The sequence below is a fragment of the Streptomyces sp. NPDC005752 genome (genome assembly GCF_040630715.1).
Taxonomy (GTDB): domain Bacteria; phylum Actinomycetota; class Actinomycetes; order Streptomycetales; family Streptomycetaceae; genus Streptomyces.
This window is the reverse complement of the sequence record NZ_JBEXYB010000012.1, coordinates 1-26,397: the sequence shown is the minus strand read 5'-3', so window position 1 is coordinate 26,397 and position 26,397 is coordinate 1. Positions and strand designations below refer to the sequence as shown.

Here is a 26,397-nt window from a genome sequence, read left to right as displayed (position 1 = left end):
ACCGGGGAGGGACCCGCACCGGGAGAACCGGGTCGGTTCAGGGTGTCCGGGACCGCCCGCACCCGGCTGCCCTGCCCGGTTCCGGGGAAACCGGAACCCCGCGGAGTTAGGGATGCCCTAGGGGGCCGCTAGGGGTAGGGCGGGGGACTGGCCCCGCCCGACACTGGGCACTGACTCGCCCACTGCCGTGGGTGGCAACGGATACCGGCCCGGGCGAGGTGCCTCGCCGACCGACGGAGTGGTGAGATGCTGCGTACCGAACTGATACGGCCGCTGCCCGAACTCCTCAAGGCGCACGCCGACCGGTTCGGGGACAAGGTGGCCTTCCGGGACGCCCGCCGGAGCGTGACCTACGCCGAGCTGGAGCGCCGCTCGGGACGGATCGCCGGCCACCTCGCCCGGATGAGGCTGCAGCCGGGCGACCGCGTGGCGATCCACCTCGGCAACTGTGTCGAAGTCATCGAGAGCTACATGGCCGTCGTCAGGGCCAGTGCCATCGGATCGCCGTTCAACCCCCGTGCCACCGACGCCGAACTCGCGTACCTGCTCGAGGACAGCAACGCGCGCGTGGTCATCACGGATGCGGCCCACGCCGATCAGCTGGGGCGGGTCCTGGGGGACCGGAGCGACGTGCGGGTCGTCGTCACGGGCGACGCGCCCGCGGGGGCGCTGAGCTTCGAGACGCTCGCGGGCACGGAGCCGCCTGTCGGGCCGCGCGACGACCTGGGACTGGACGACCTCGCGTGGATGCTCTACACCTCGGGGACCACGGGCCGGCCCAAGGGCGTCCTGTCCACCCAGCGCAACTGCCTGTGGTCGGTGGCGGCCTGCTACGCACCCGTACCAGGGCTGAACTCCGAGGACAGGGTGGTGTGGCCCCTGCCGCTGTTCCACAGCCTGTCCCACATCGCGTGCGTGCTGGGCGTCACCGCGGTCGGCGCGACGGCCCGGATCGTGGACGGGTTCGAGGCCGAGGAGGTCCTGGACGCCCTGCGCGAGGACTCGGCGACCTTCCTGGCCGGTGTGCCCACCATGTACCACTACCTGGTGCGGGCAGCACGCCGCCAGGGGTTCAAGGCGCCCCACCTGCGGATGTGCCTCGTCGGCGGCGCCATCACCACGGCTTCGCTGCGCCGCTCCTTCGAGGAGGCCTTCGGCGCGCCGCTGCTCGACGCGTACGGATCCACCGAGACGTGCGGCTCCATCACGATCAACTGGCCGACCGGCGCCCGGGTCGAGGGCTCCTGCGGACTCCCGGTGCCCGGTCTCGGAGTACGGCTCGTCGACCCGGAGACCGGTGAGGACGTCCCTGCGGGACGCGAGGGCGAGGTCTGGGTGAGCGGGCCCAGTGTGATGGCCGGCTACCACAACCAGCCCGAGGCCACCGCGGAAGCGATCCGGCACGGCTGGTACCGCACCGGCGACCTGGCCCGGCGCGACGCGGCCGGCTACTTCACGGTGACCGGCCGCATCAAGGAACTCATCATCCGCGGTGGGGAGAACATCCACCCCGGCGAGATCGAGGAGGTCCTGCGGGGCGTCCCCGGCGTGGCGGACGTGGCCGTGGTCGGCCGACCGCACGAGACGCTCGGTGAGGTGCCGGTCGCCTGCCTGGTCCCCGGGCCCGAAGGGCTGGACCCGCAGGCCCTGTTCGCGGCCTGCCGCAAGGAACTCTCGTACTACAAGGTGCCCGAGGAGCTGTACGAGATCGCCCGCGTGCCCCGTACGGCGTCCGGCAAGATCACCCGGCACGTCCTGCTCGAACAGCCCGCGCGACTGCGCGCGGCCGGTGCCAGCCACTACGAGTCGCTGTTCCGGCTGGACTGGATCCCGCTGCCCTCGGTACCGCCGCCGCCCGTGGTCCCCTGCCGGTGGGCGCTGGTCGGCCCGGGTACGGAGGAACTGACCGCGGGACTGCTCGACCAGGGCATGCTGGTGTCGCACCACTCCGGTCCGACTGCCCTGCGGGACGCCCCCTCCGCGACCGGGGAAGCGGCCCCGGACGTCACGGTGCTCGCTCCCGTCGCGGGATCGGCCGACGACCTCGGCGTGGTGCGTGAGCTGACGGACCACATCGCCGCCTGGCTGGCCGACGACCGGTTCAGCGGTGGCCGGCTGCTGCTCGCGACCGGGCGGGCGGTCGCCACCGCGTCCGACGAGGACATCCCCGACCTGTGGCAGGCAGCGCTGTGGGGCCGTCTGCGTGACATCCAGCGGCAGCACCCCGGGCGCATCGTCCTCGCCGACCTGGACGTCTTCGACGCGCGCTCCGGTGCGGTGCTGCCCACCCTGCTGTCCGGCGAGGAACCGCAGTTCGCGGTCCGGTCCGGCATCGCGCTGCTGCCCAGACTCACCCGCGCCGCCACCCCCGCACCGGGCGAACGGGAACCCGCGCCGGACCCCCGGCGCACCGTCCTGATCACCGGCGCCGACGGTGCCGCCGCGGCGGCGGTCGCACGGCACCTGGTGATCGGGCACGGCGTCCGCCACGTACTGCTGATCAGCGAACAGGGCCCGCGCGACCGTGCCGCGGTCGAGCTCGAGGCCGAGCTGACCCGGGCCGGGGCCCGGATCGTGCTGGCGGCCTGCGACCTGACGGATCGCGCAGCGCTCGCCGACGTACTGACCCGGATCAAGCGCCCCCTCACCGCTGTGGTGCACACCCCGGGGGCAGGTGCGGGGACCGGGGACGACCCCCTGCGCCCGGCCGCACTCCAAGCCCTGAACCTGCACGAACTGACTCTCGAAGCGGGCCTCGACGCCTTCGTCCTCCACTCCTCGGCGGCCGGTCTCCTCGGTGCGGCCGACTCACCCGGACACGGTGCTGTCGCCGCCTTCCTCGACGGACTGGCACAGAACCGTCGCGCCGCCGGACACGCCGCACTGTCCCTGGCCTGGGGGCCCTCCGAGGCGTACGACGGGGACACGGGGGCGGCGACGCCCGCGGGCGTCGGCCGTCTCACCGCGCACGACTGCCGTGCCATGTTCGACGCCGCCCGGACCGTGGACCACGCGGTCCTGGTACCGATGCGGCTGGACTCCGCGACGCTGCACACCGACGAGGTCCCCGCGCCACTGCGAGGCGTCATCGAGTTGACTCCGCGCGCTGCCGCCCCCGACGAGGCCGGCAGCGCGGCACTGAGGGAACAACTGCTGGCCGTCCCGGACAACGAGCGGGAACGGGTGCTTCTGGAGCTCGTGCGCGCCCACGCGGCCCGCGTGCTGGACCTGCCGGAGGGCGCCACCGTCGGTGCGGACAGGGCGTTCAAGGAACTCGGCTTCACCTCCGTCGCGGCCGTCGCGCTGCGGGGCGCCCTGACCGGGACCACCGGCCTGCGCCTGTCGGCGACCGTCGCCTTCGACCATCCGACACCGGTGGCCCTCGCCCGACACCTGCGTTCGCTGCTGCTCGGCGACACCCCGGCCGTCACCTCGCCGACGCCCTCCGCGGCGGCGTCCGACGAACCGGTCGCCATCGTCGCCATGGGCTGCCGGCTGCCCGGCGGAATCACCTCTCCCGAGGACCTGTGGCAGCTCGTCGAGCTCGGTCTGGACGGTGTCACGCCGTTCCCCGAGGACCGCGGCTGGGACGTCGAGGCGCTGTACGACCCCGACCCGGACCGGCACGGCACCACGTACGTCCGCGAGGGCGGTTTCCTCCCCGACGCGGGAGACTTCGACGCGGACTTCTTCGGGATCTCGCCGCGCGAGGCACTGTCGATGGACCCGCAGCAACGCCTCATGCTCGAGACCTCGTGGGAGGTCTTCGAGCGGGCGGGAATCGATCCGACCTCGCTGCGAGGCGAGAACGTCGGCGTGTTCTCCGGGCTCATGCACCACGACTACGGCATCGACGCCCCCGAGGGCGTCGAGGGCTACATCGGCACGGGCACCGCGGGCAGCGTCGTCTCCGGCCGGGTCGCGTACACCCTGGGGCTCGAAGGCCCCGCGATCACGGTGGACACCGCGTGCTCCTCTTCCCTGGTGGCGCTGCACCTGGCGGCGCAGGCACTGCGGTCCGGCGAATGTTCGATGGCGCTGGCCGGAGGCGCGGCGGTCATGGCCAAGCCCGGCTCCTTCGTCGAGTTCTCCCGCCAGCGCGCCCTGGCACCGGACAGCAGGTGCAAGGCCTTCGCGGCGGCCGCGGACGGCACCTCCTGGTCCGAGGGCGTGGGTGTCCTGCTCCTCGAACGTCTCTCGGACGCGCAGCGCAACGGGCACCGGGTGCTCGCGCTGCTGCGTGGATCGGCGGTCAACCAGGACGGTGCGAGCAACGGCCTGACCGCTCCCAGCGGACCCGCGCAGCGCAGGGTCATCCGCCAGGCGCTGGCCAACGCCCGCCTGGAAGGCCACGAGGTGGACGCCGTCGAGGCGCACGGGACGGGCACCACCCTGGGCGACCCCATCGAGGCGCAGGCCCTGCTGGCGACCTACGGGCAGGACCGGTCCGCGGACCGCCCGTTGTGGCTGGGCTCCCTGAAATCGAACATCGGGCACGCCCAGGCCGCCGCAGGGGTGGCGGGCGTGATCAAGATGGTGATGGCGATGCGGCACGGCGTGCTGCCGGGGACCCTGCACGTCGATGCGCCCTCCCCGCACGTCGACTGGACCTCGGGCGCGGTGGAACTGCTGACCGAGGCCCGCGACTGGCCCGAGACGGGACGCCCCCGGCGGTCGGCGGTGTCCTCGTTCGGGGTGAGCGGCACCAACGCCCACGTCATCCTGGAGCACGTTCCCGAGACCGTCAGGGGGAGCGAACGCGACAAGGGCGGGGGCGAGGGACACGGCCCCCTGCCGCTCCTGGTCTCCGGGCGCGGGGCCCAGGCCCTCGCCGCCCAGGCCGCGCGCCTCGGCGAGCACCTCGCGACCCGTCCGCGGCTCGGACTCGGAGAGGTCGCCCACGCTCTGGCGACCACCCGGGCCGCGCTCGAACAGCGCGCCGTCGTGGTGGCCGACGACCTCGACGAGGCGCGTTCCGCGCTGGACGCCGTGGCCGCCGGGCGCCCCACCAGGTCCGTCGTCGCCGGCACTGCCGACACCGAGGGCAAGGTGGTGTTCGTCCTGCCCGGCCAGGGCTCCCAGTGGGCCGGAATGGGCGCCGAACTCCTCGACGTGTCACCGGTGTTCGCGCAGCACATGGCGCTGTGTGCGGAGGCGCTCGCACCGCACGTCGACTGGTCCCTGTTCGACGTGGTCCGCCAGGTTCCCGGAGCACCCACCCTCGACCGGGTCGACGTCGTACAGCCCGTGTCGTTCGCCGTCATGGTCTCGCTCGCACAGGTGTGGCGGTCCCACGGTGTCGAGCCCGACGGGGTGGTCGGCCACTCGCAGGGCGAGATCGCGGCGGCCTGCATCGCCGGAGCGCTCTCCCTGCCGGACGCGGCACGGGTCGTGGCGCTGCGCAGTCGCGCCATCGCCCAGCATCTCGCCGGGAGGGGCGGCATGATGTCGGTCGCCCTGTCCGCCGAGGAGGCGGGCAGGCGGCTGGACGGCGCGCCGTACGGGGGACGGCTGTCCCTCGCAGCGGTCAACGGGCCGTCGTCCGTCGTCGTCGCGGGAGCACCCGAGTCACTGGACGCCCTGGCCGGAGACCTGACGGCCGAGGGTGTCAGAGTGCGCAGGATCCCCGTGGACTACGCCTCCCACTCCGCCCAGGTCGAGCGCATCGAGGCCGACCTCGCGAGCGCACTGGCGCCGATCGCCCCCCGCCGCTCGGACATCCCGTTCTACTCCACCGTCCACAACCGCTGGATGGACACGCGCGAGCTGGACGCGGACTACTGGTACCGCAACCTCCGCGGGACCGTACGGATGGAGGAGGCGATCCGGGCCCTCCTGGCACAGGGCTTCGGGTTCTTCGTGGAGGTCAGCTCACACCCCGTCCTGGTGCCGGCGGTGCAGGCCACCGCCGAGGACGCGGGCGGCGGCGCCGTCACCGTCGTCGGCACGCTGCGCAGGGATGACGGCGGCACCCGGCGGCTGCTCACCTCCCTCGCCGGGGCCTGGGTGCGCGGACTGGCCGTCAACTGGCCGACCGCGTCGTCGGGTCCGGGTGCCGACCTGCCCACGTACGCGTTCCAGCGCCGCCGCTTCTGGCTGCAGGGGGCTTCGGACCGGAGCGCCCACTCCTCCGGAACGCCGGTGGATCCCCTGGAGGCGTCGTTCTGGAAGGCCGTCGACAGCGAGGACCTGGAGGGCCTGGCCGCTTCCCTGGCGGCGGGCGGCCAGGACGACGCCGACGGGCTCGGCGCGGTCACCGGCGCGCTGCCGGTGCTCGCCGCATGGCGTCGGCAGCACCGGGAGAGGTCCGCCGGCGAAGCGTGGCGCTACCGGGTGACCTGGAAGCGTCTGCCAGGCACCGCCCGTGACGAACTGCCGGGCAGGTGGCTGGTGATGACACCCCCCGCCTCGAACGGTCCTGACGAACGCACCCACGGTCTCCTCGACGGGCTGCGCACGCGTGGCTCCGAATGCGTACGGATGGAGGTGGACGCCCCGGACACCGACGCGGGCGAGCTCGCCGCACGCATCCGGGAGGAAGCCGCACAGCCCGGCGGAATCAGTGGCGTGCTCTCCCTGCTGGCCTTCGACGAACGGCCCGTGGCCGGAGCCCCGGCACACACCGCCGGCCTGGCCGCCACGGTCGCACTCGTGGCGGCCCTCGAGGCGAGCGGCGTCGACGCCCCGCTCTGGGCGCTCACGTGCGGCGCCGTCGCGACGGGCTCCGACAACCCGGAGACCAGCCCGGCGCAGGCGATGGTGTGGGGACTCGGCAGAGTCGTGGCACTGGAACACCCGCACCGCTGGGGCGGATTGCTGGACCTGCCCCGCACCCTCGACGAGCGGGCGCTGCGCCGGCTGGCCGGCGCCCTGAGCGGCACGGACGGCGAGGACCAGTTGGCCGTCCGACCGACCGGGGTCTTCGCCCGCCGCCTCACACCCGCGCCCACGGGCGGCGCTCCCGCCGTCCGCCGTTGGAACCCCCGCGGCACCGTCCTGGTGACCGGCGGAACCGGAGGCGTCGGCGCGGAGGTCGCCCGCCGGCTCGCGTCCGACGGCGCCGCTCACCTGGTCCTGACCGGCCGGCGCGGCCCGCAGGCACCAGGAGCGGAGCAACTGGCCGACGAGATACGCGCCTCGGGGGCGCAGGTGACGCTCAGCGCGTGCGATGTCGCCGACCGGGACTCGGTGCGCCGCCTCCTCGCGTCGTTGCCGGGACAGCTCACCGCGGTGGTGCACGCCGCGGGTGTGGGACAGAACAGCCTGCTCGCGGACACCACACCCGAGGAGTTCGCCGGCGTCCTCGCGGGCAAGGCGGCCGGTGCCGCGCACCTCGACGAACTTCTCGGGGACGCCGACCTGGACGCGTTCGTCCTGATGTCGTCGAACTCCGGAGTCTGGGGCGGCGGCGGGCAGAGCGCCTATGCCGCGGCCAACGCCTACCTGGACGCCCTCGCCGAGCGGCGCCGCGCCCGGGGGCGCACGGCGACCTCGGTCGCCTGGGGTGCCTGGGGCGGCGGCATCGGGCTCGGAGCACGCGACGGGGCCTCCGAACGGCTCCGGCGGGCGGGTGTCCGCGAGATGGAGCCCGCCACCGCCGTCTCGGCGCTGGTACGCGCAGTCGAGAACGACGACACCTGCGTGTCCGTGACGCACATGGACTGGCAGCGGTTCGGCGCTGCGTTCACCATGTCCCGTCCCAGCCCGCTGATCGCCGATGTGCCGGGGGTGCGGGGCACGCGGACGGACGAGAAGGAGCAGCGCGACGCATCGAGGCCGGCCGGGAGCCTCGCCGGACTCACCGGCCCCGGGGGCGACAGGCTGGTGCTCGACCTCGTACGGGCCCAGTCCGCCGCCGTGCTCGGTCACTCCGGAGCTGCCGCCGTGGACGCGACCCGTGCCTTCCGCGACCAGGGCTTCGACTCCATGACCGCGCTCGACCTGCGCAACCGCCTGGCCGCCGAGGCGGGCCTCGCCCTGCCGTCCACGATCGTCTTCGACCACCCCAGCCCCACCGCCCTGGCGGCCCATCTGCGCGGCCTGCTGCTCGGGGAACAGGCCGTCACGGCGGAGACCGCCCCCGGTGGGGCGCGCGACGACGACCCGATCGTGATCGTCGCCATGAGTGCCAGGCTCCCGGGCGGCATCACCTCGCCGGAGGACCTGTGGAAGCTCGTCGAGGGCGGCGGCGACGCGGTGTCCGACTTCCCCGCCGACCGTGGCTGGGACGTCGAGAACCTCTACGACCCGGATCCGGAGCAGACCGGCAAGTCCTACGTGCGGCACGGCAGCTTCCTGTACGGGGCAGGGGACTTCGACGCCGCCTTCTTCGGCATCTCGCCCCGCGAGGCGCTGGCCATGGACCCGCAGCAGCGCGTCCTGCTGGAGACGGCCTGGGAGGTCGTGGAGCGGGCCGGCATCGACCCCGCGTCGCTGCACGGCAGCCGTACAGGGGTCTTCGTCGGCGCCATGCACCAGGACTACGGCACAGGCCAGAGCCCGGCCCGGCGCGGAGCCGAGGGATACTTCGTCACCGGCAACGCGGCCAGCGTGCTGTCCGGCCGGGTCGCCTACACCCTCGGCCTCGAAGGCCCCGCCGTCACGGTGGACACCGCCTGCTCCTCCTCCCTGGTCGCCCTTCACATGGCCGCCCAGGCACTGCGCTCGGGCGAATGCGACCTGGCGATGGCGGGCGGAGTGACCGTCATGGCCACCCCCGACGGCTTCGTCGAGTTCTCCCGCCAACGCGGACTCTCCACGGACGGCAGATGTCGTGCCTTCGCCGCCTCGGCGGACGGCACCGGCTGGTCCGAGGGCGCCGGGCTCCTGCTCGTCGAGAGGCTGTCCGACGCCCGCCGCAAGGGGCACCCCGTCCTGGCCGTGGTGCGCGGCACCGCGATCAACCAGGACGGTGCGAGCAACGGACTGACCGCACCCAACGGGACGTCCCAGCAGCGTGTCATCCGCCAGGCGCTCGCCGATGCGGGCCTCACCGCACCGGATGTGGACGTCGTGGAGGCCCACGGCACGGGTACGACGCTGGGCGACCCGATCGAAGCACACGCGGTGCTGGCGGCCTACGGCCAGGACCGGCCCGAGGGCCGGCCGCTGTGGCTGGGCTCCCTCAAGTCCAACATCGGTCACACACAGGCCGCAGCCGGTGTGGCCGGCGTGATCAAGATGGTGATGGCGATGCGCCACGGCGTACTGCCCCGCACCCTGCACGTCGACGAACCCTCTCCGCACATCGACTGGGCGTCGGGCGCGGTGGAGCTCCTGACCGAGGCACGGGACTGGCCCGACCTGAACCGGCCCCGGCGGGCCGGGGTGTCGTCCTTCGGTATCAGCGGCACCAACGGGCACGTGATCCTGGAGCAGCCACCCGCCGGCGGGCCGTCCGCCCCAGGGGCGCGCGCGCCCCTGCCTGCCGTCCCGTGGCTGCTCGCCGCGCGTACCCCGGAGGCCCTGTCCGCCCAGGCCGCACGCCTGGTGGCCGTACTGGAGCGGCCCGACGGCCCCGAACCCGCCGACGTCGCCTACTCCCTCACCTCACGCTCGCACCTGGAACACCGCGCGGTGCTCGTGGCCGGCGACGGCGAGGACCCGCTGCCCGGGCTGCGCGCGCTGGCGCACGGCCAGACCGCCGGAACCCTCGTGCGGGGCACGCGCGCGGGCGGCCTGACCGCCGTCCTGTTCACCGGCCAGGGCGCGCAGCGTCTCGGCATGGGGCGTGAACTGTACGACGCCTACCCCGCGTTCGCCGAAGCCTTCGACACGGTGTGCGCGGAGCTCGACCCCCGTTCGGAACGGCCCCTGCACAGCGTCCTCCTGGGAAGCGACCCCGCGCCGCTGGAACAGACGGCGACGGCCCAAGCGGCCCTGTTCACCGTCGAAGTGGCCCTGTTCCGCCTGATGGAGTCCTGGGGCGTGCGGCCCGACGCCGTCGCCGGACACTCGGTCGGCGAGATCGCCGCCGCACACGTCGCGGGCGTCCTGTCGCTGGCCGACGCCTGCGCGCTGGTCGCCGCCCGCGGGACACTCATGCAGACCCTGCCCACAGGTGGCTCCATGATCGCTGTCGCCGCGTCCGAGGACGAGGTGCTGCCCCTGCTCGCCGGCCTGGAGGACCGGGCGGGCGTCGCGGCGGTCAACGGGCCGTCCGCCGTGGTGCTGTCAGGCGACGAGCAGACCGTCCAGGAGCTGGCGGCGCAGTTCGCCGCACGCGGCACCGAGACCAGGAGGCTCCGGGTCAGCCACGCCTTCCACTCGCCGCTGATGGACCCGATGCTCGACCCGTTCCGCGCGGTGGTGGAGACGCTCCGCTTCGAGGCGCCCCGTATACCCGTCGTGTCGACCAGCACCCCGGAAGCGACCGGCTCCGACGTCCTGTGCGACCCGGACCACTGGATCGACCAGGTGCGGCGTCCGGTGCGGTTCCACGACGCGGTACGCACCCTGCACAGTCAGGGCGTCGACACCTTCCTGGAGCTCGGCCCGGGCGGCGTCCTCACCGCGATGGTGCAGGACTGCCTCAGCGACGTCACCGACACCGTCGCCGCCGTTCCGACCCTGCGACGCGACAGGCCCGAACCGCAAGCGGTCGTGTCCGCCCTCGCGCAGCTCCACGTCCGGGGCGTGCCGGTGGACTGGGCGGCCCTCTTCGAGGGCAGCGGCTCACGGAGGGTCGACCTGCCCACGTACGCCTTCCAGCACCGGCGCTACTGGCTGAACCCGGCCGGTGCCACGCCGGACGCGGCGGCGGCCGGTCTCACCGATGCCGGTCACCCGCTGCTCCGCGGCACCGTCACGCTGCCGGACAGCGACGGGGTGCTCGCCACCGGCAGGCTGTCCGTGTCCACCCACGGCTGGCTCGCCGACCACCAGGTGGGCGGCCAGGTCCTGGTGCCCGGCACCGCGCTGGTGGAGGCGGTCGTGCGGGCGGGCGACGAGGCCGGATACCCGGTGCTCGACGAACTCGTCATCGAAACCCCCCTCGTACTGCCCGACCACGCCGCCGTCCAGCTGCAGGTCGCGGTGTCCGCACCGGACGCGACCGGCCGCCGCCCCGTGGGCGTCCATTCCCGTCCCGCGGACGCGGACCCCGACGCCCCCTGGACCAGACACGCGGGCGGCCTGCTGGCCAAGGACGTCACGGAACCGGCGCTCGTGTCCGCCGAGTGGCCGCCCCGAGGCGCCGGGCGGGTCGACTCCGAGCACTTCTATCCCTCCATGGCGGAGGCGGGCTACGTCTACGGTCCGGCCTTCAGGGGCCTGCGGTCCGTGTGGACCCGCGGTGAGGAGATCTTCGCCGAGGTCGCCCTGCCCAAGGACCACGAGGACGACGCACGGCAGTTCGGGCTCCACCCCGCCCTGCTCGACGCGGCGCTGCACGCCGCGGGCTTCGGGGCCCTGGCCGGCATGGGACAGGGAACGCTCCTCCTGCCGTTCGCGTGGACCGGTGTCACCCTGCACGCCTCGGGCGCCTGCGCGCTCCGCGTCAAGGTGACCCCGGCGGGCCCGGACGCCTTCGCCCTGGAGGCCACCGACGCGGACGGCCTGCCGGTGATGTCCGTCGAGTCCCTTGTCTTCCGCCCGGTGTCCGCCGACCGGACGCACGCGGGGCCCGCCACGTACGACCGGCTGTTCCACCTCGACTGGCCGTCCGTGACGGTGCCCGAACACCCGGATCCGTCACAGCGGCTGGAGTACGCCGACCTCACGGACACGCCGGCCGGAGAAGGCCCCGCCCGGGCCAGGGACCTGCTGGGACGGGCTCTGCACGCCGTACGGTCCTGGCTGGACGAGGAGCGGCCCGCATCCGAACGGCTGGTGGTGCTCACCCGCGACGCGTGCCTGCCCGGCACCGACCCGGCAGCCGCCGCCGTGTGGGGCCTGGTGCGTGCCGCCCAGTCCGAGAACCCGGACCGTATCGTCCTCGCCGACATCGACGCCGAGGAGAGCTCGAGGCGTGCCCTGCCGCGGGCCGTCGCCTCGGGGGAGGCGCAGCTCGCCGTCCGGGCCGGTGAGGCACGGGTGCCCAGGCTGGCGCGCGTCCCCGCCGAAACACCGGTCGAGGGAAAGCCGCTGGATCCGGAAGGAACCGTACTGATCACAGGCGGCACCGGAACCCTGGGCGCACTGGTCGCCCGGCACGTGGTCGCCGAACACGGGGTACGCAGCGTCGTGCTGGTCAGCCGTAGCGGCAAGGACAGCACAGGGGCCCGCGCCCTGCACGCCGAACTCGCCGCACTGGGCGCCCACGTGACGTTCGCCGCCTGCGACGTCGCCGACCGCGAGGCACTCGCGGCCGTCCTCGCGGCGATCCCCGCCGAACGGCCCCTCACCGGTGTCGTACACGCCGCGGGTGTGCTGGACGACGGGGTGCTCACGGCACTCACCCCCGAGCGTCTGGACACCGTGCTGCGGCCCAAGGCCGACGCGGCATGGCACCTGCACGACCTGACCCGGGACGCCGGGCCGGCCGTCTTCCTGCTGTTCTCCTCGGCCTCCGGCCTCCTCGGCACCCCCGGCCAGGCCAACTACGCCGCGTCCAACGCCTACCTGGACGCCCTGGCCCAGTACCGGCACAGCCAGGGGCTGCCCGCGACGTCCCTCGCCTGGGGACTGTGGGCCCAGGCCTCCGCCATGACCGGCGGCCTCGGCAGCGCGGAACTGGAACGTGGCCGGCGCGGCGGCATGGACGCCCTCACCTCACGGGAGGGAATGGCGCTGCTGGACACCGCACTGCATCTGGGACACGCGAAGCTGATGCCCGCCAAGCTCGACCTCCGGGCGTACGGCGGCACGGAAGCCGACGCCGTACCGCCGCTGCTGCGCGGCCTGACGCGCGCGACCCGTAAGAGCTCACGCGGTGGCGCCCTCGACGCGTCACGCGTCCGGACGGAGGAACTGACCGGCCTGGACGAGGCGGAGCTGGAGTCCGCGCTGCTGGAGCTGGTACGCGCCGAGGCGGCGACCGTGCTCGGTCACGGTTCCACGGGGACCATCGACTCCGACCAGGCGTTCAAGGACGTCGGATTCGACTCCCTGACGGCGGTGGAGCTCCGCAACCGGCTCGTCGGCGCCACCGGGGTGCGGCTGCCGGCGACCTTGGTCTTCGACTATCCGACCCCCCTCGCGCTGGCCCGGTGCCTGGCCGAGCGGCTTGGCCCGGAACGGTCCGCCACGCCGGCCGGCGGTGCTCAGCCGCTGGTGCTGGCCGACGAACTGGACCGGCTGGAAGCGGCGTTCGCACACGCGGACCCCGACGAGGAGCTGCGGACGGAGCTCATGTCGCGGCTGTCGCGGCTGGAAGCGCTGACCGCCGCCTGGGGGCCCGCGGGCCGCATCGACGACGAGGACGACACGTTCGACTTCGACACGGCCTCCGACGACGAGATCTTCGGGCTCATCGACAAGGAACTGGGGTCGTCCTGAACACCGTTTCGGGTCCCCGCCGCAGCGTTCAGGGAGATACAGACGTGGTGAACTCCGATGTGCTGATCGTCGGATACGGGCCGGTGGGCCAGCTGGCGGCGATCCTGCTCGCCCAGTACGGCCGCACGGTCACCGTGGTCGAGCGGTGGCCGCAGCCCTATCCGATGCCCCGCGCCGTGGCGTACGACGGCGAGGCGGCCCGCATCCTCGCCTCCGTGGGTGTCGCCGACCGTCTCGACGGTGTCCGGGAACCCACCGGCGAGTACGTATGGGAGAACGCCCGTGGACAGACGCTGATCCACATGGAGGTGCCCGGGAAGAGCCCGTCGGGCTGGCCCGAGTCCACGTCGATGTACCAGCCCGGGCTGGAGGCCGCCCTGGCCGCACGCGGAGCCGAACTGCCCGGTGTCACCGTGCACCGCGGCCGGACCGCGGTCGAACTGACCAGCTACGACGACCACGTGGAGGTCGTCGCGGAGGACGTCGACGGCAACCGGCACACGTACGGGGCCCGCTGGGTCATCGGCTGCGACGGCGCCAACAGCTTCGTCGGCCGGCACATCGAGACGACCGTCACCGACTACGGGTTCTCGCACGACTGGCTCATCTGCGACGTCGTCACCCACGACAAACGCGAGTACACGCCCAACAACCTCCAGATCTGCGACCCCGCGCGACCCAGGACCGCGGTCTCCGCAGGCCCCGGACACCGGCGCTGGGAGTTCATGCGGATGCCCGGTGAGACGGTCGAGGAACTCGGGCAGGTCGCGACCGTGTGGGAGCTGCTCGGGCTGTTCGGCCTCACCCCGGACAACGCCACCCTGGAGAGGCACGCCGTCTACACCACCCAGGGCAGCTGCGCCGACCAGTGGCGCTCCGGAAGGCTGCTGGTCGCGGGCGACGCCGCACACGTCATGCCGCCCTTCGTCGGGCAGGGCATGTGCTCGGGCTTCCGCGACGCCGCCAACCTGGCGTGGAAGCTGGACCTCGTCCTGGACGGCCGTGCGCACGACGACCTGCTCGACACCTACACCGTCGAACGCAGCGCACACGTACGGCCCGCCATCGAGACGTCGATCGCCCTGGGCAACGTCATCTGCCAGACCGACCGCGCCGCCGCGGCGGGGCGCGACGCCTTCATGCTCGCCGCCCGCATGCGCGCCCGCGGCGGCCGGGACCAGGCCGCCCCGGACGGGCCCTCGCTGGCCGACTCCCTCAGCGGGGGTTTCCTGCGTACCGGGGCCCCCGCCGCCGAGGGGGCACCGCGATCGTCCGGCCCGCTCGTCCCGCAGGCCGAGGTCGCACGCGGCGGCTCCCGGGGGCTCCTCGACGACGTCGTCGGCACCGGCTTCGTCCTGCTCTGCGCCGAGGACCCGCGCCTGCTCCTCGGCACCGCCGACCTGGCGCTCCTCGACACGCTCGACTGCCACCTCGTACAGGTCCTGCCCGCCGGGACCGAGCCCGAGAAGGCGGGGGAACACGCCGTCGTCGACACCGAGGACCTCTATCTGCCCTACCTGGCCGGGCTGCCCGGCCCGGGACCGGACGGTGCGATCGGCATGCTCGTACGCCCGGACTTCTACCTCTTCGGCGCCGCCCACAGCCCCGACGACCTGGTCGAGCTCATCGCCGACCTACGCGCCCGTCTCGGCCGGACCACCACCTGAACCTCCTCACCCACCCCACGAAAGGCAGTACCCCCATGTTGGAAGCGGCCAAGCAGTTCGGGAAGCTCATCCAGATGATCTCGACGGGTGACCCCGTCAAGCGGACCCGGCGCCTCTACCAGTTCATGCCGCCCAGTTTCGAGTTCGTGGACCGCACCACCACGTACTGCAACTTCGGCTACTGGAACGACGGATGCGTCAGCCTCGACGACGCCGCGGAGGAACTCGCCACCCGGCTGGGTGACGCCGCCGGCATAGAGGCCGGCGACACCGTGCTCGACCTCGGGTTCGGCTACGGCGACCAGGACTTCTCCTGGGTCCGCAACAGGCAGCCCAAGAAGATCCACGGCCTGAACATCACCCCGCACCAGATAGAGGCCGCCCGAGCCCGTGCCAAGGCGGAGGGACTCGAGGACCGACTCGAATTCCAGCAGGGATCCGCCACCGACATTCCCTTTCCGGACAACACGTTCGACAAGGTGGTCGCCCTCGAATCCGCATTCCACTTCTACCCGCGCAGCGCGTTCTTCGAGGAGGCCTTCCGGGTCCTGCGCCCCGGCGGCGTACTCGCCGTCGCCGACGTCCTTCCGACACACGACGAGGTCGTGCGCAAGGAACTCAAGTCCCGTGCGCTCAGCTGGATTCTCCTCAGTTACGACGAGGAGAACTGGTACACCTCGGGTGTCTACGCCGAGAAGCTGGCCAAGGCGGGCTTCGAGGAGAACCGTGTCGACTCGATCCGGGACCGGGTCTGGGAGCAGTACCGCACGTTCATGGTGAACAAGATCGAGAGTCCGGAATACAAGAACCTGGTCACGCCCACCCAGTACAAGGGCATCAGCCAGAACTGGAGTGACCAGGAACTGCTGAAGAAAGAGCTGGCCACCATCGACTACGTGATCGCGGTCGCCCGGAAACCGACGATCTGAGTACGACCCGGACGAGGGGTCGTGCTGGGACAGCAACAGCGTGCAAGGGCAGGGGTCGAAGGGTGCATCTGGTCGAGCGTGACGAGCATGTGCGGTATCTGGACGGGCTGCTGGACGAGTGCCGCGGAAGACGGGGGCACGTCGTTGTCCTCGACGGGCCGGTCACCACGGGCAAGACCGAACTGCTGCGGGTGTTCACCGAGCGCGCGTCGAGTGACGTCGTCGTGCTCCGCGCGACGTGCTCGCGCGCGGAGCGCACCCTGCCCTTCGGCGTCCTGACCCAGCTGCTGCACAGCGCCACTCTGCCCCTGGACATCGCGGACCGGGCCGCGCAGCTGCTGAAGGAGGGAGCGGCTTCGGACGCACTGTCGCGGACTCACCACGACACCATCGAACCGGAGGTCGTCCGGATCTTCCAGGGCCTCGGCGTCGTACTGCTCGACCTGGCCGCCAAATCCCCCGTGCTGATCGCCGTCGACGACGTCCAGCACGCCGACGAGTCCTCCCTGCACTGCCTGCTCCACATCGTCCGCAGGATCGGATCGGCGCGGATCCTCGCCGTCCTGACCGAGGACGCGGAACTCGGTGCACAGCACAGCCCGTTCCGCGCCGAACTTCGACGTCAGTCGCAGTTCCACCGGCTGCGCCTGGCACCGCTCACCCGGGCAGGCGTGGCCGAGGTGCTCCGGGGCCGGCCCTCCGGCCGTTCCTTCGAGCTGGAGGACAAGGCCCCGCCGCAGCAGGCGGAGGACGGTACGGCCCCTTGGGACGTGGACGACTTCTTCCGGATCAGCGGCGGCAACCCCCTGCTCCTGCACGCCCTCATCGAGGACCATCACATCGCGGGTGAGGCGCGTGCCCAGGGTTACGGGCTGGCCCTGCTCAACTGCCTGTACCGGGACAAGCCCGCGATCGCGCACGTGGCTCGCGCCCTCGCGGTCCTCGACGAGGAGGGAACCGTCAAGGAGCTGGCCCAACTGGCCGGAGCCGACACTGAGGCGGTCGGCCGCGCCCTCCTCGACATGGAAGCGGCCGGCCTGACCGACAACGGCGTGTTCCGCCACCCGGTGGCCCGCTCGACCATCCTCGACGGCCTGCAGGCCCCGGACCGGGCGGCTCTGCACCGCCGGGCCGCCCAGCTCATGCACGCCCGGGGAGCGTCGGCCATGACCGTCGCCCACCACCTCGTGGAGTCCAGGCACACCCAGGGCCCCTGGGCGGTCCGGGTACTGCTGGAGGCCGCCGATCAGGCACTGCTCGGGGGCAGGACCCGGCTCGCGACGGAGTGCCTCGCGCTCGCCCACAGATCCTGCGGCGACGAGCGGGAGCGGCCGGGCATCAGGGCACGGCTGGCCCAGGCCGAATGGGAACTCAACCCTGCGGCGGCCGCGCGTCATCTCACCCCGCTGACAGCGGCGGCGGGCACCGGCCAGTTGGGCCACTGCGATCTGCTGGTGCTGCTCCGGCACCTGCTCTGGCACGGACGCACGAGCGAGGCCGAGACCGTTCTCCGACGGATCCGCGGCGCCCGGCCCGAAACGGACCGGACGCCGCAGACCGCACCGAAGCGGAACACCGAACTCTGGCTGGCCGCCACCCATCCCCAGCTCGCCCGCAGACACCACGGGCCCGTCCCGGCCGATGACGGATCCCCCGCCTTCGCCGACCCCCGCGGTGATCCGTGGCTGCGTTCGGCCGCCGAACTGGCAGGTCTGCTGACCCACGGGCCCGGTGAGCCGACCGCGGACCGAGCCGAACGGGTCCTGGACGGCCTCGGCCTGGGCCTGGGCCGTACGTCGCCCTGGACCGAGGAAGCCGTACAGCTGGCCCTGCTCGTCCTGATCTGCGCGGGACGCCTGCGCAGCGCAGCCGAACAGTGCGAGAACCTCCTGGCCGAGGCGGGGTCGAGGGAGGCCCCCGTCTGGGTGGCGATGGCCTACGCGACACGTGCCGAGATCGACGTCAGGCAGGGCGACCTGGCAGCGGGGGCCGAACACGCCCGGCAGGCTCTGACACAGCTCCCGCCCCAGGCGTGGGGCGTCGCGATCGGCTTTCCGCTGGGCAGCCTCGTCCTCGCCCTGACAAGGATGGGCGACTACGAGGAAGCCGCGAAGCACCTCACCTTCTCCGCGACCGACGCCATGTTCCAGAGCCGCTACGGGCTGCACTACCTCCACGCCCGCGGCCACTACTACCTCGCCACCAATCACCCTCACGCCGCGCTCGCCGACTTCATCTCCTGCGGTGAACTCCTGCGCGCCTGGGGCCTCGACGCCGCAGCACTCATACCCTGGCGGACCGGTGCGGCCGAGGCATGGCTCCGCCTCGGCAACCGGGACCAGGCCAAGCGGCTCCTCCACGACCAGTTGGCCGGCGCGGGAACGGACAGACCGCGTGCCCGCGGCTCCGCCCTGCGGCTGCTCGCGGCGACGGGCCCCGCCGCCAGACGTCCCGAACTGCTCACCGAGGCGCTCGATCTGCTGGAGGACTGCGGCGACCGCTACGAGCAGGCCAGAGCCCTCGTCGACCTCAGCCGCAGCCACCACCAGCTCGAGGAGTACCGGCGGGCCCGCATGGTCTCCCGGCGGGCCTGGCACGTGGCGAACCTGTGCGACGCCGGTCCACTGACGAAGGAACTCCTCGCGGCCACAGGCGACCTGAACGGCCCCGACACGGCTTCCGCCGGCGTCGACGGGATCCCCTCACTCACCGGCTCGGAACGGCGCGTCGCCTCGCTGGCCGTCATGGGCTGCACCAACCGCGAGATCGCGAGCAAGCTCCACATCACCGCGAGCACGGTCGAGCAGCACCTCACCCGCGTCTACCGCAAACTCAAGGTGAAACGCCGAAAGGACCTGCCTGTGGATCTCCGCAGTGATGTGGTCAAGACTGAACGAGCCCAACTCGACTGCGGCTGAAGTCCATTCCCCTTCTCCGCACGCCCCCTCGAACCCCCTGCAGAGGTAGTGAGATGTCCCAGACAGCGGCGAACGCCCTGACCGTGCCGGCCCCCGGCACCTACACCATCGACCCCAGTCGCAGCAGCATCGCCTTCCGTACCCGACATGTCTTCGGCCTCGCGGGCGTCGACGGGTCCTTCTCCGTCCTCAGCGGCCAAATCCGGGTCGCTGCCGAAACCGCGGAATCCGGCGCGACGGCCGTCATCGACGCCAACAGCTTCACCTCGGGCAACGGCACACGGGACGACGTCGTACGCTCCGACAAGTACCTGGCCACCGCCACGCACCCCCACATCACGTTCACCTCCGACGCGGTACGTGAGTCCCAGGGCACTTACACCCTGCACGGTGAACTGACCGTCCGCGCCACGACCCGGCCGGTGGAACTCCTCATCGAGCAGTCCCTGAGCGGGCCGGACGGGATCAGCTTCCGCGCCACCACGAAGATCGACCGGTACGCCTTCGGGATCACCGCCGACAAGGGCATGACCGCCCGCTACCTGATCCTCACCCTCGCCGTCGTCGCCTCGCCGGCGTGACCGTTCTGGGAATAGACGTCGGGGGCACCAAGGTTGCCCTGCGGACCGACGGGGGGACAACCGTGCGCAGCGCGGTGTTCCCCTGGCCCCCGACCAGCAGTGCCGCGGACGACCTGGCAGCTCTCACCAACAACGTCCGCGCGCTGCTCGACGACGCTCAGGAGCCCCTCGAGGCCGTCGGCGTCGCCATGCCGGCGACCGTCGGCCCGGACGGCCTGGTGACCACCTGGCCGGGCCGCCCCAGCTGGACGGGACTCGACCTTCGCGCCGCGCTCCACTCGCTCTTCCCCCGAAGTGCCGTGCGCTGGGCGGACGACGGAGACCTCGCAGCCCTCGCGGAGGCGGACGAAGCGGGCTGCCAGGACGTCGTCTACGTCGGCGTCGGGACCGGCATCGGCGGCGGGATCGTCCTGGACGGACGCCTCTGCCCCGGAACCGCCCGAGGGTCCTGCGAGCTCGGCCACGTGATCGTCGACCCCGAAGGGCCACGGTGCGGCTGCGGACGGCGCGGCTGCGTGCAGGCCGTCGCCTCCGGGCCGGCCACCCTGAGCCGGGCCGCCCGCCTGCGTGGTGAGCCCGTCAGCTTCGCCGAGCTCGCCGAAGGACTGCGAGACGAACGGGACTGGGCCGTCACGGCGATCGGGGAGAGCTGCGACGCCCTCGCCGTGGCGATCGTCAACCTCAACGAACTCGTCCGTCCCTCACTGGCCGTGATCGGCGGCGGCTTCGCCGACGGACTGCCCGGCTTCGCCGCCACCGTGGCTGACCGAGCGCACGCACTCGCCAGGCCGGGCCACCCCGTCGCCCAGGTACGCGCCGCCGCGCTCGGCGGCCTGTCGTCCCTGCGCGGGGCCGTTCTTCTCGCCCGTGGCGCGCATTCCGGGTAGGGGGACTTCGGGGTAGGGGGCTGAGCCAACCCCCTAGGGGTTGTCCGGTTCTACGGAGCCCCCGTAGATTCCCCGAGTAAGGGGAACAATTCGAGTGCTGCGGAGTGCTTCGGATGAGCGGCACCGCGAAACAACCGTAAGGAAATCGCGTGACGCTGAGCCGATTTCCGTGTTGACGGACCTTTGACGGTGGGTCGAAATTCACCTGCTGGCCGCCGCGACGGGTTGGGTTGAGTGGACAACGAAGAGAAGCTCCGTGAGTACCTGAAGCGTACGACCGCAGACCTGCGCCGTACGCGACAGCGCCTCCGAGACATCGAGGCCCAGGACCAACAGCCCATTGCGATTGTGGGAATGAGCTGTCGGTATCCGGGTGGAGTGGCGAGCCCCGAGGACCTGTGGCAACTCGTCGCCACGGGCGCCGACAGTATCTCCGCATTCCCGGACGACCGCGGCTGGAATCTCGGCAACCTTTATGAGGCCGACTCCGGTCAGAACGGTAAATCCGCCACGGAGGAAGGCGGATTCCTTCACGACGCGGGTGAATTCGATCCCGGATTCTTCGGGATCTCGCCGCGCGAGGCGCTGGCGATGGACCCCCAGCAACGGCTGCTCCTCGAAACCTCCTGGGAGGCGTTCGAGCGGGCCGGTATCGACCCGGCCACGCTGCGCGGCAGCCGCACGGGCGTGTTCGCCGGGCTGATGTACCACGATTACGCGGCCCGTCTCGCGGCGGTACCCGAGGGCGTGGAAGCGTTCCTGGGCATCGGGAACTCGGGCAGTGTCGTCTCGGGCCGAGTGGCGTACACCTTCGGCCTCGAAGGCCCCGCCGTCACCGTCGACACGGCGTGTTCCTCGTCGCTGGTCGCGCTGCACCTGGCGGTGCAGTCGCTGCGCAAGGGCGAGTGCACGATGGCGTTGGCGGGCGGCGTGACGGTGATGGCGACACCCGGCACCTTCGTGGACTTCAGCCGTCAGCGCGCCCTCGCAGGCGACGGGCGGTGCAAGTCGTTCTCGTCGACCGCCGACGGTACCGGCTGGTCGGAGGGCGTCGGCGTCCTGGTGGTGGAGCGGCTGTCGGACGCGCGACGCAACGGGCACCAGGTCCTGGCGGTCGTGCGGGGCTCTGCGGTGAACCAGGACGGTGCGTCGAACGGTCTGACCGCGCCGAACGGGCCCGCGCAGCAGCGCGTCATCCGGCAGGGTCTGACGAGCGCGGGCCTGAACGCCTCACAGGTCGACGCGGTGGAGGCGCACGGCACGGGGACGAAACTGGGCGACCCGATCGAGGCGCACGCCCTGTTGGAGACCTACGGGCAGGAGCGTCCGGAGGGCCGGCCCCTGTGGCTCGGTTCGATCAAGTCGAACCTCGGCCACACCCAGGCAGCTGCCGGTGTTGCCGGGGTGATCAAGATGGTGATGGCGATGCGGCACGGTGTGCTGCCGCAGACGCTGCACGTGGACGAGCCGACGCCGCAGGTGGACTGGGAATCCGGCGACGTCCGGCTGCTGACGGAGTCGGTGGCGTGGCCCGAGACGGGGGAGCGGCGGCGGGCGGGCGTGTCGTCGTTCGGCGTGAGTGGCACGAACGCGCACGTGATCCTTGAGCAGGCTCCTGAGGCGGAGACGGCTGACGTGGCAGGTGCCTCGTCGTTGCCGGTGGTGCCGTGGGTGGTGTCGGCGAAGTCCGAGGCGGGTCTTTCGGCGCAGGTGGAGCGGTTGTCGGCGTCCGCCGCGGATCAGAACCCGGTGGATGTCGGGTTCTCGCTGGTCACGATGCGTGCGGTGATGAATCACCGTGCCGTGGTCATCGGCGACCGGGTGGTACGCGGTTCGACCGTGACCGATGGTGGTCTGGCGGTGTTGTTCTCGGGTCAGGGTGCGCAGCGGTCGGGTATGGGCCGTGAGCTGTACACGTCCTACCCGGTGTTCGCCGAGGCCTTTGATGCCGTGTGTGCGGAACTGGACCGGCACGTGGACCGTTCGGTGCGGGATGTGGTGTTCGAGGGTGGTGAGCGGCTGGATCAGACGCAGTTCACGCAGGCGGGGCTGTTCGCGCTTGAAGTGGCGTTGTTCCGTCTGGTGTCGGCGTGGGGTGTGAAGCCGGATTACTTGCTGGGGCACTCCATCGGTGAGCTGTCGGCCGCGCATGTGGCGGGGGTGCTGTCACTCGAGGACGCGGCGAAGCTGGTCGCGGCCCGGGGTCGTCTGATGCAGGATCTGCCGGCGGGTGGGGCGATGGTGTCGCTCCAGGCGTCGGAGGACGAAGTCCTGCCGCTGCTGACCGACGGTGTATCTATCGCCGCGCTCAACGGGCCTTCCGCCACCGTGATTTCCGGTGACGAGGACGCTGTCCTCATGATCGCCGCGCACTTCGCGGAGCAGAGCCGCAAGACCAAGCGTCTGCGTGTCAGTCATGCGTTCCACTCGCCCCGTATGGACGCGATGCTGGAGGAGTTCCGCACCGTCGCGGAGGGTCTGACCTTCCACCCGCCCGGCATCGGCATCGTTTCCAATGTGTCCGGGCTGGTCGTGTCGGGTGACGAGATGTGCTCGGCGGACTACTGGGTGCGTCACGTCCGGGAGGCGGTGCGCTTCGTCGACGGGATGCGGGCGCTCCAGGGCCAGGGCGTGACCAGGTTCCTGGAGTTGGGTCCGGTCGGTGTGTTGTCCGCGATGGGTCAGGACTGCGTCGGGGACGCGGCGTTCGTACCTGCCCTGCGTAGGGACCGTGACGAGGCGACGACGCTGGTCACCGCGCTGGCCGATCTGTACGTGCGTGGGTCGGCCGTGGACTGGGCGGCGCACTTCGCCGGTACCGGTGCCCGGCGTATCGACCTTCCCACCTACGCCTTTCAGCGTGAGCACTTCTGGTTGGAGTCTGTTGCGGCGGGTGTGGTTGATGGGGTTGGTCTGGGTGCGCGTGCGGTTGATCATCCGCTGTTGAGTGCGGAGGTGTCGCTTGCTGAGGGTGATGGGTTGGTGTTGACGGGGCGGTTGTCGCTTCAGTCGCACGGGTGGCTTGTGGATCATGTGGTGTTGGGTTCGGTGTTGTTGCCGGGTACGGCTTTTGTGGAGTTGGTGTTGTATGCGGGGGAGCGGGTGGGTTGTGGGTACCTGGAGGAGTTGACGCTGCAGGCGCCGTTGGTGATGCCTGGGCGTGGTGGGGTGTCGTTGCAGTTGTCGGTGGGTGGGCCCTCGGTGGAGGGGCGTCGTGTGGTGAGTGTGCATTCGCGGTCGGCTGATGATGCTGATGGTGAGTGGGTGCGTCACGCGACGGGTGTGCTGTCGGCGGTGGGTTCTGAGACGGGTGAATCGCTGCGGGAGTGGCCGCCGCGGGACGCTGTCGGACTCGATGTGACCGCTTATTACGGGGAGTTGCTGGGGCTGGGGCTTGGGTACGGGCCGGTTTTCCGTGGGTTGCGTGCTGCGTGGCGGCGTGGGGACGACCTTTTTGCGGAGGTAGCTCTTCCTGAGGGTGTGGATGTCGAGGGTTTCGGGCTTCATCCAGCTTTGCTGGACGCTGCCCTGCATGGCATGGGGCTGGTGGGCGGTGAAGGTGAGTCGGCTCAGCTGCCGTTCGTGTGGTCCGGGGTTTCTCTTCATGCTGTGGGTGCTTCGGTTCTGAGGGTGCGGATCGCGCCGGCTGGTTCCGGGGTGTCGTTGGTGCTGGCGGATGTGGCCGGTGAGCCGGTGGCGTCGGTGGATTCGTTGGTGCTGCGGCCTGTTTCGGCTGAGCAGGTTCAGTCTTCGGTTGTGCCGCGTGATGCGTTGTTCGAGGTGGACTGGGTCGAGCACGCGCATGGTGGGGAGGGTGTGGCGTCCGTCGTCCGGGTGGGGACGGGCCTGGAAGCGCTGGAAGCGCTGGAAGCGGTGCCGGGCGTGGTGGCGGTGTCGCTCGCGGAGGCCGGTTCGGGGTCTGCGGGCGTGGTGTCCCGTGCGCATGAGGTGACGGTCCGGGCGTTGGAGTTGGTGCAGGGGTGGTTGGCGGACGAGCGGTTCGCCGATGCGCGTCTGGTGGTGGTGACTTCGGGTGCGGTGTTCTGCGAGTCGCCGGATCCGGCGCAGGCTGCTGTGTGGGGTCTGGTGCGGACGGCGCAGTCGGAGAATCCGGGTCGGTTCGTGCTGGTCGATGTCGAGGGGGCTGATGAGTCGGTTCTGTCGGCTGCGGTGGCTTCGGGTGAGCCGCAGGTGGCGGTGCGTGGTGGTGTGGTGTTCGTGCCGAGGCTGGTGCGTACGGCGGTCGGTTCGAGTACGGCTGCCGGGCTGGACGGGTCGGGCACGGTGTTGGTGACGGGTGCCAGTGGTGCTCTGGGTGGTTTGGTGGCGCGTCATCTGGTGGCGGAGCGTGGGGTTCGGCATCTGTTGCTGGTGAGCCGCAGGGGTGGGGATGCCCCGGGGGCGGCAGGTCTTGTCGCGGAGCTGGAGGAGCTCGGTGCGCGGGCTCGTTTCGTCGCGTGTGATGTGGCGGATCGTGCCGCGCTGGCCATGGTGCTGGATGGTGTCGCTCCCGAACATCCGCTGATGGGTGTGGTGCATACGGCGGGTGTGCTGGATGACGGTGTGGTGTCGTCGTTGACGCGGGAGCGGATTGCTGCGGTGTTGCGGCCGAAGGTCGATGCCGCCTGGCACCTGCACGAGTTGACGTGTGGCATGGATCTGTCGATGTTCACGTTGTTCTCGTCTGCGGCGGCGACTTTGGGGTCGTCGGGTCAGGCGAACTATGCGGCGGCGAACGCGTTCCTCGACGCTCTGGCTGTGGTGCGGCGGGCGGAAGGGCTGGCGGGTCTGTCGCTGGGCTGGGGGCCGTGGGCCGAGGGCGGGATGCTCGGGCGCCTCGACGCCACCGACCTCCAGCGCATGGCCCGGGACGGCGTCCTGCCGCTGAGCGCACCCGAAGCGCTGTCTCTGTTCGATGGCGCACCAGGAGCCCGCGCAGGCGCTCTGCTGCCCATCAAGCTGGACCGCGCCGTCCTGAGGCGCCTCGCTTCCACGGCCGCCTTGCCGCCGCTGTTCCGGGACCTCGCGCAGGTACCCAGGACGCGAGCTGCACGAGCTGGAGCCGGCCGTGGGGCCGCGCTTGCCGACCGCGTGATCGAACTGTCGCCCGCTGAGCGGGTTCGGCTCGTGGAAGAGCTGGTCAAGGCGCAGGTGGCGACGGTTCTCGGGCACTCGTCCAGTGATGCAATCGGAGCGACGCAGGCGTTCAAGGAGCTGGGGTTCGACTCCCTCACCGCAGTCGAGCTGCGTAACAGGTTGGCGACCTCGACGGGGCTACGGCTCCCCGCCACCCTGGTCTTCGACTATCCGACGCCCGCGGAGTTGTCCGCGTTCGTGCTCTCCGAGGCGCTCGGGGACGAGGACGGGTCCTCCCGTGACTCGGCCGTCGCCGCCGTGGCGGTGGACGATCCGATCGCGATCGTCGGCATGAGTTGCCGCTATCCGGGTGGGGTGTCCGATCCGGACGGCCTGTGGCGACTGGTGGCAGGCGGCGGTGACGGCATCGACGGCTTCCCTGCAGATCGAGGCTGGGACATCGCCGCACTCTACGACGCCGATCCCGACCGGACGGGAACGACATACACGCAGGAGGGCGGATTCCTCTACGAGGCCGCCGAGTTCGATCCCGAGTTCTTCGGGATCTCGCCGCGTGAGGCGCTGGCGATGGACCCGCAGCAGCGTCTGCTGCTGGAAGCGTCGTGGGAGGCCGTCGAGCGGGCGGGTATCGACCCCGAGTCGCTGCGGGGCAGCCGGACGGGTGTGTTCGCGGGCCTCATGTACCACGACTACGCTGCCCGGCTGCGTACCGCGCCGGACGATTCCGAGGGATACCTCGGAATCGGCAACTCGGGCAGTGTGGCGTCGGGGCGGGTGTCGTACGCGTTGGGCCTGGAGGGTCCTGCGGTGACGGTGGATACGGCGTGTTCGTCGTCGTTGGTGGCGTTGCACTGGGCGATTCAGGCGTTGCGGTCGGGTGA

General features: G+C 71.6%; 7 protein-coding genes. All 7 read left to right on the top strand.

Annotated features, from left to right (window positions below; translation table 11 throughout):
• The first annotated feature begins 246 nt into the window (after positions 1-246).
• Positions 247-13,437 (top strand): type I polyketide synthase, encoded by a 13,191-nt coding sequence (locus tag ABZ441_RS12415; protein WP_358971645.1) that lies wholly within the window; start codon positions 247-249, stop codon positions 13,435-13,437.
• Positions 13,438-13,481: 44 nt separating this feature from the next.
• Positions 13,482-15,104, top strand: a complete 1,623-nt coding sequence (locus ABZ441_RS12410; RefSeq protein WP_358971642.1) for a bifunctional 3-(3-hydroxy-phenyl)propionate/3-hydroxycinnamic acid hydroxylase — start codon at positions 13,482-13,484, stop codon at positions 15,102-15,104.
• A 35-nt stretch (positions 15,105-15,139) separates the two neighbouring features.
• On the top strand, positions 15,140-16,033 hold the full coding sequence (locus ABZ441_RS12405; protein ID WP_358971639.1) for a methyltransferase domain-containing protein: 894 nt from the start codon (positions 15,140-15,142) through the stop codon (positions 16,031-16,033).
• A 62-nt stretch (positions 16,034-16,095) separates the two neighbouring features.
• Positions 16,096-18,951, top strand: a complete 2,856-nt coding sequence (locus ABZ441_RS12400) for an AAA family ATPase (RefSeq protein WP_358971636.1) — start codon at positions 16,096-16,098, stop codon at positions 18,949-18,951.
• A 53-nt stretch (positions 18,952-19,004) separates the two neighbouring features.
• Positions 19,005-19,532, top strand: a complete 528-nt coding sequence (locus tag ABZ441_RS12395) for a YceI family protein (protein WP_358971633.1) — start codon at positions 19,005-19,007, stop codon at positions 19,530-19,532.
• On the top strand, positions 19,529-20,419 hold the full coding sequence (locus ABZ441_RS12390; protein WP_358971630.1) for an ROK family protein: 891 nt from the start codon (positions 19,529-19,531) through the stop codon (positions 20,417-20,419). Before ABZ441_RS12395 ends, ABZ441_RS12390 begins: the two co-directional genes overlap by 4 nt.
• A 234-nt stretch (positions 20,420-20,653) precedes the next feature.
• A partial coding sequence (locus tag ABZ441_RS12385) for a type I polyketide synthase (RefSeq protein WP_358971627.1) occupies positions 20,654-26,397 on the top strand: 5,744 nt, incomplete at its 3' end.

Excerpts from the sequence above, each read along its gene's own strand:
- ABZ441_RS12415 (WP_358971645.1), top strand. The coding sequence starts at position 247 with ATGCTGCGTACCGAACTGATACGGCCGCTGCCCGAACTCCTCAAGGCG.
- ABZ441_RS12405 (WP_358971639.1), top strand. The coding sequence starts at position 15,140 with ATGTTGGAAGCGGCCAAGCAGTTCGGGAAGCTCATCCAGATGATCTCG.
- ABZ441_RS12395 (WP_358971633.1), top strand. The coding sequence starts at position 19,005 with ATGTCCCAGACAGCGGCGAACGCCCTGACCGTGCCGGCCCCCGGCACC.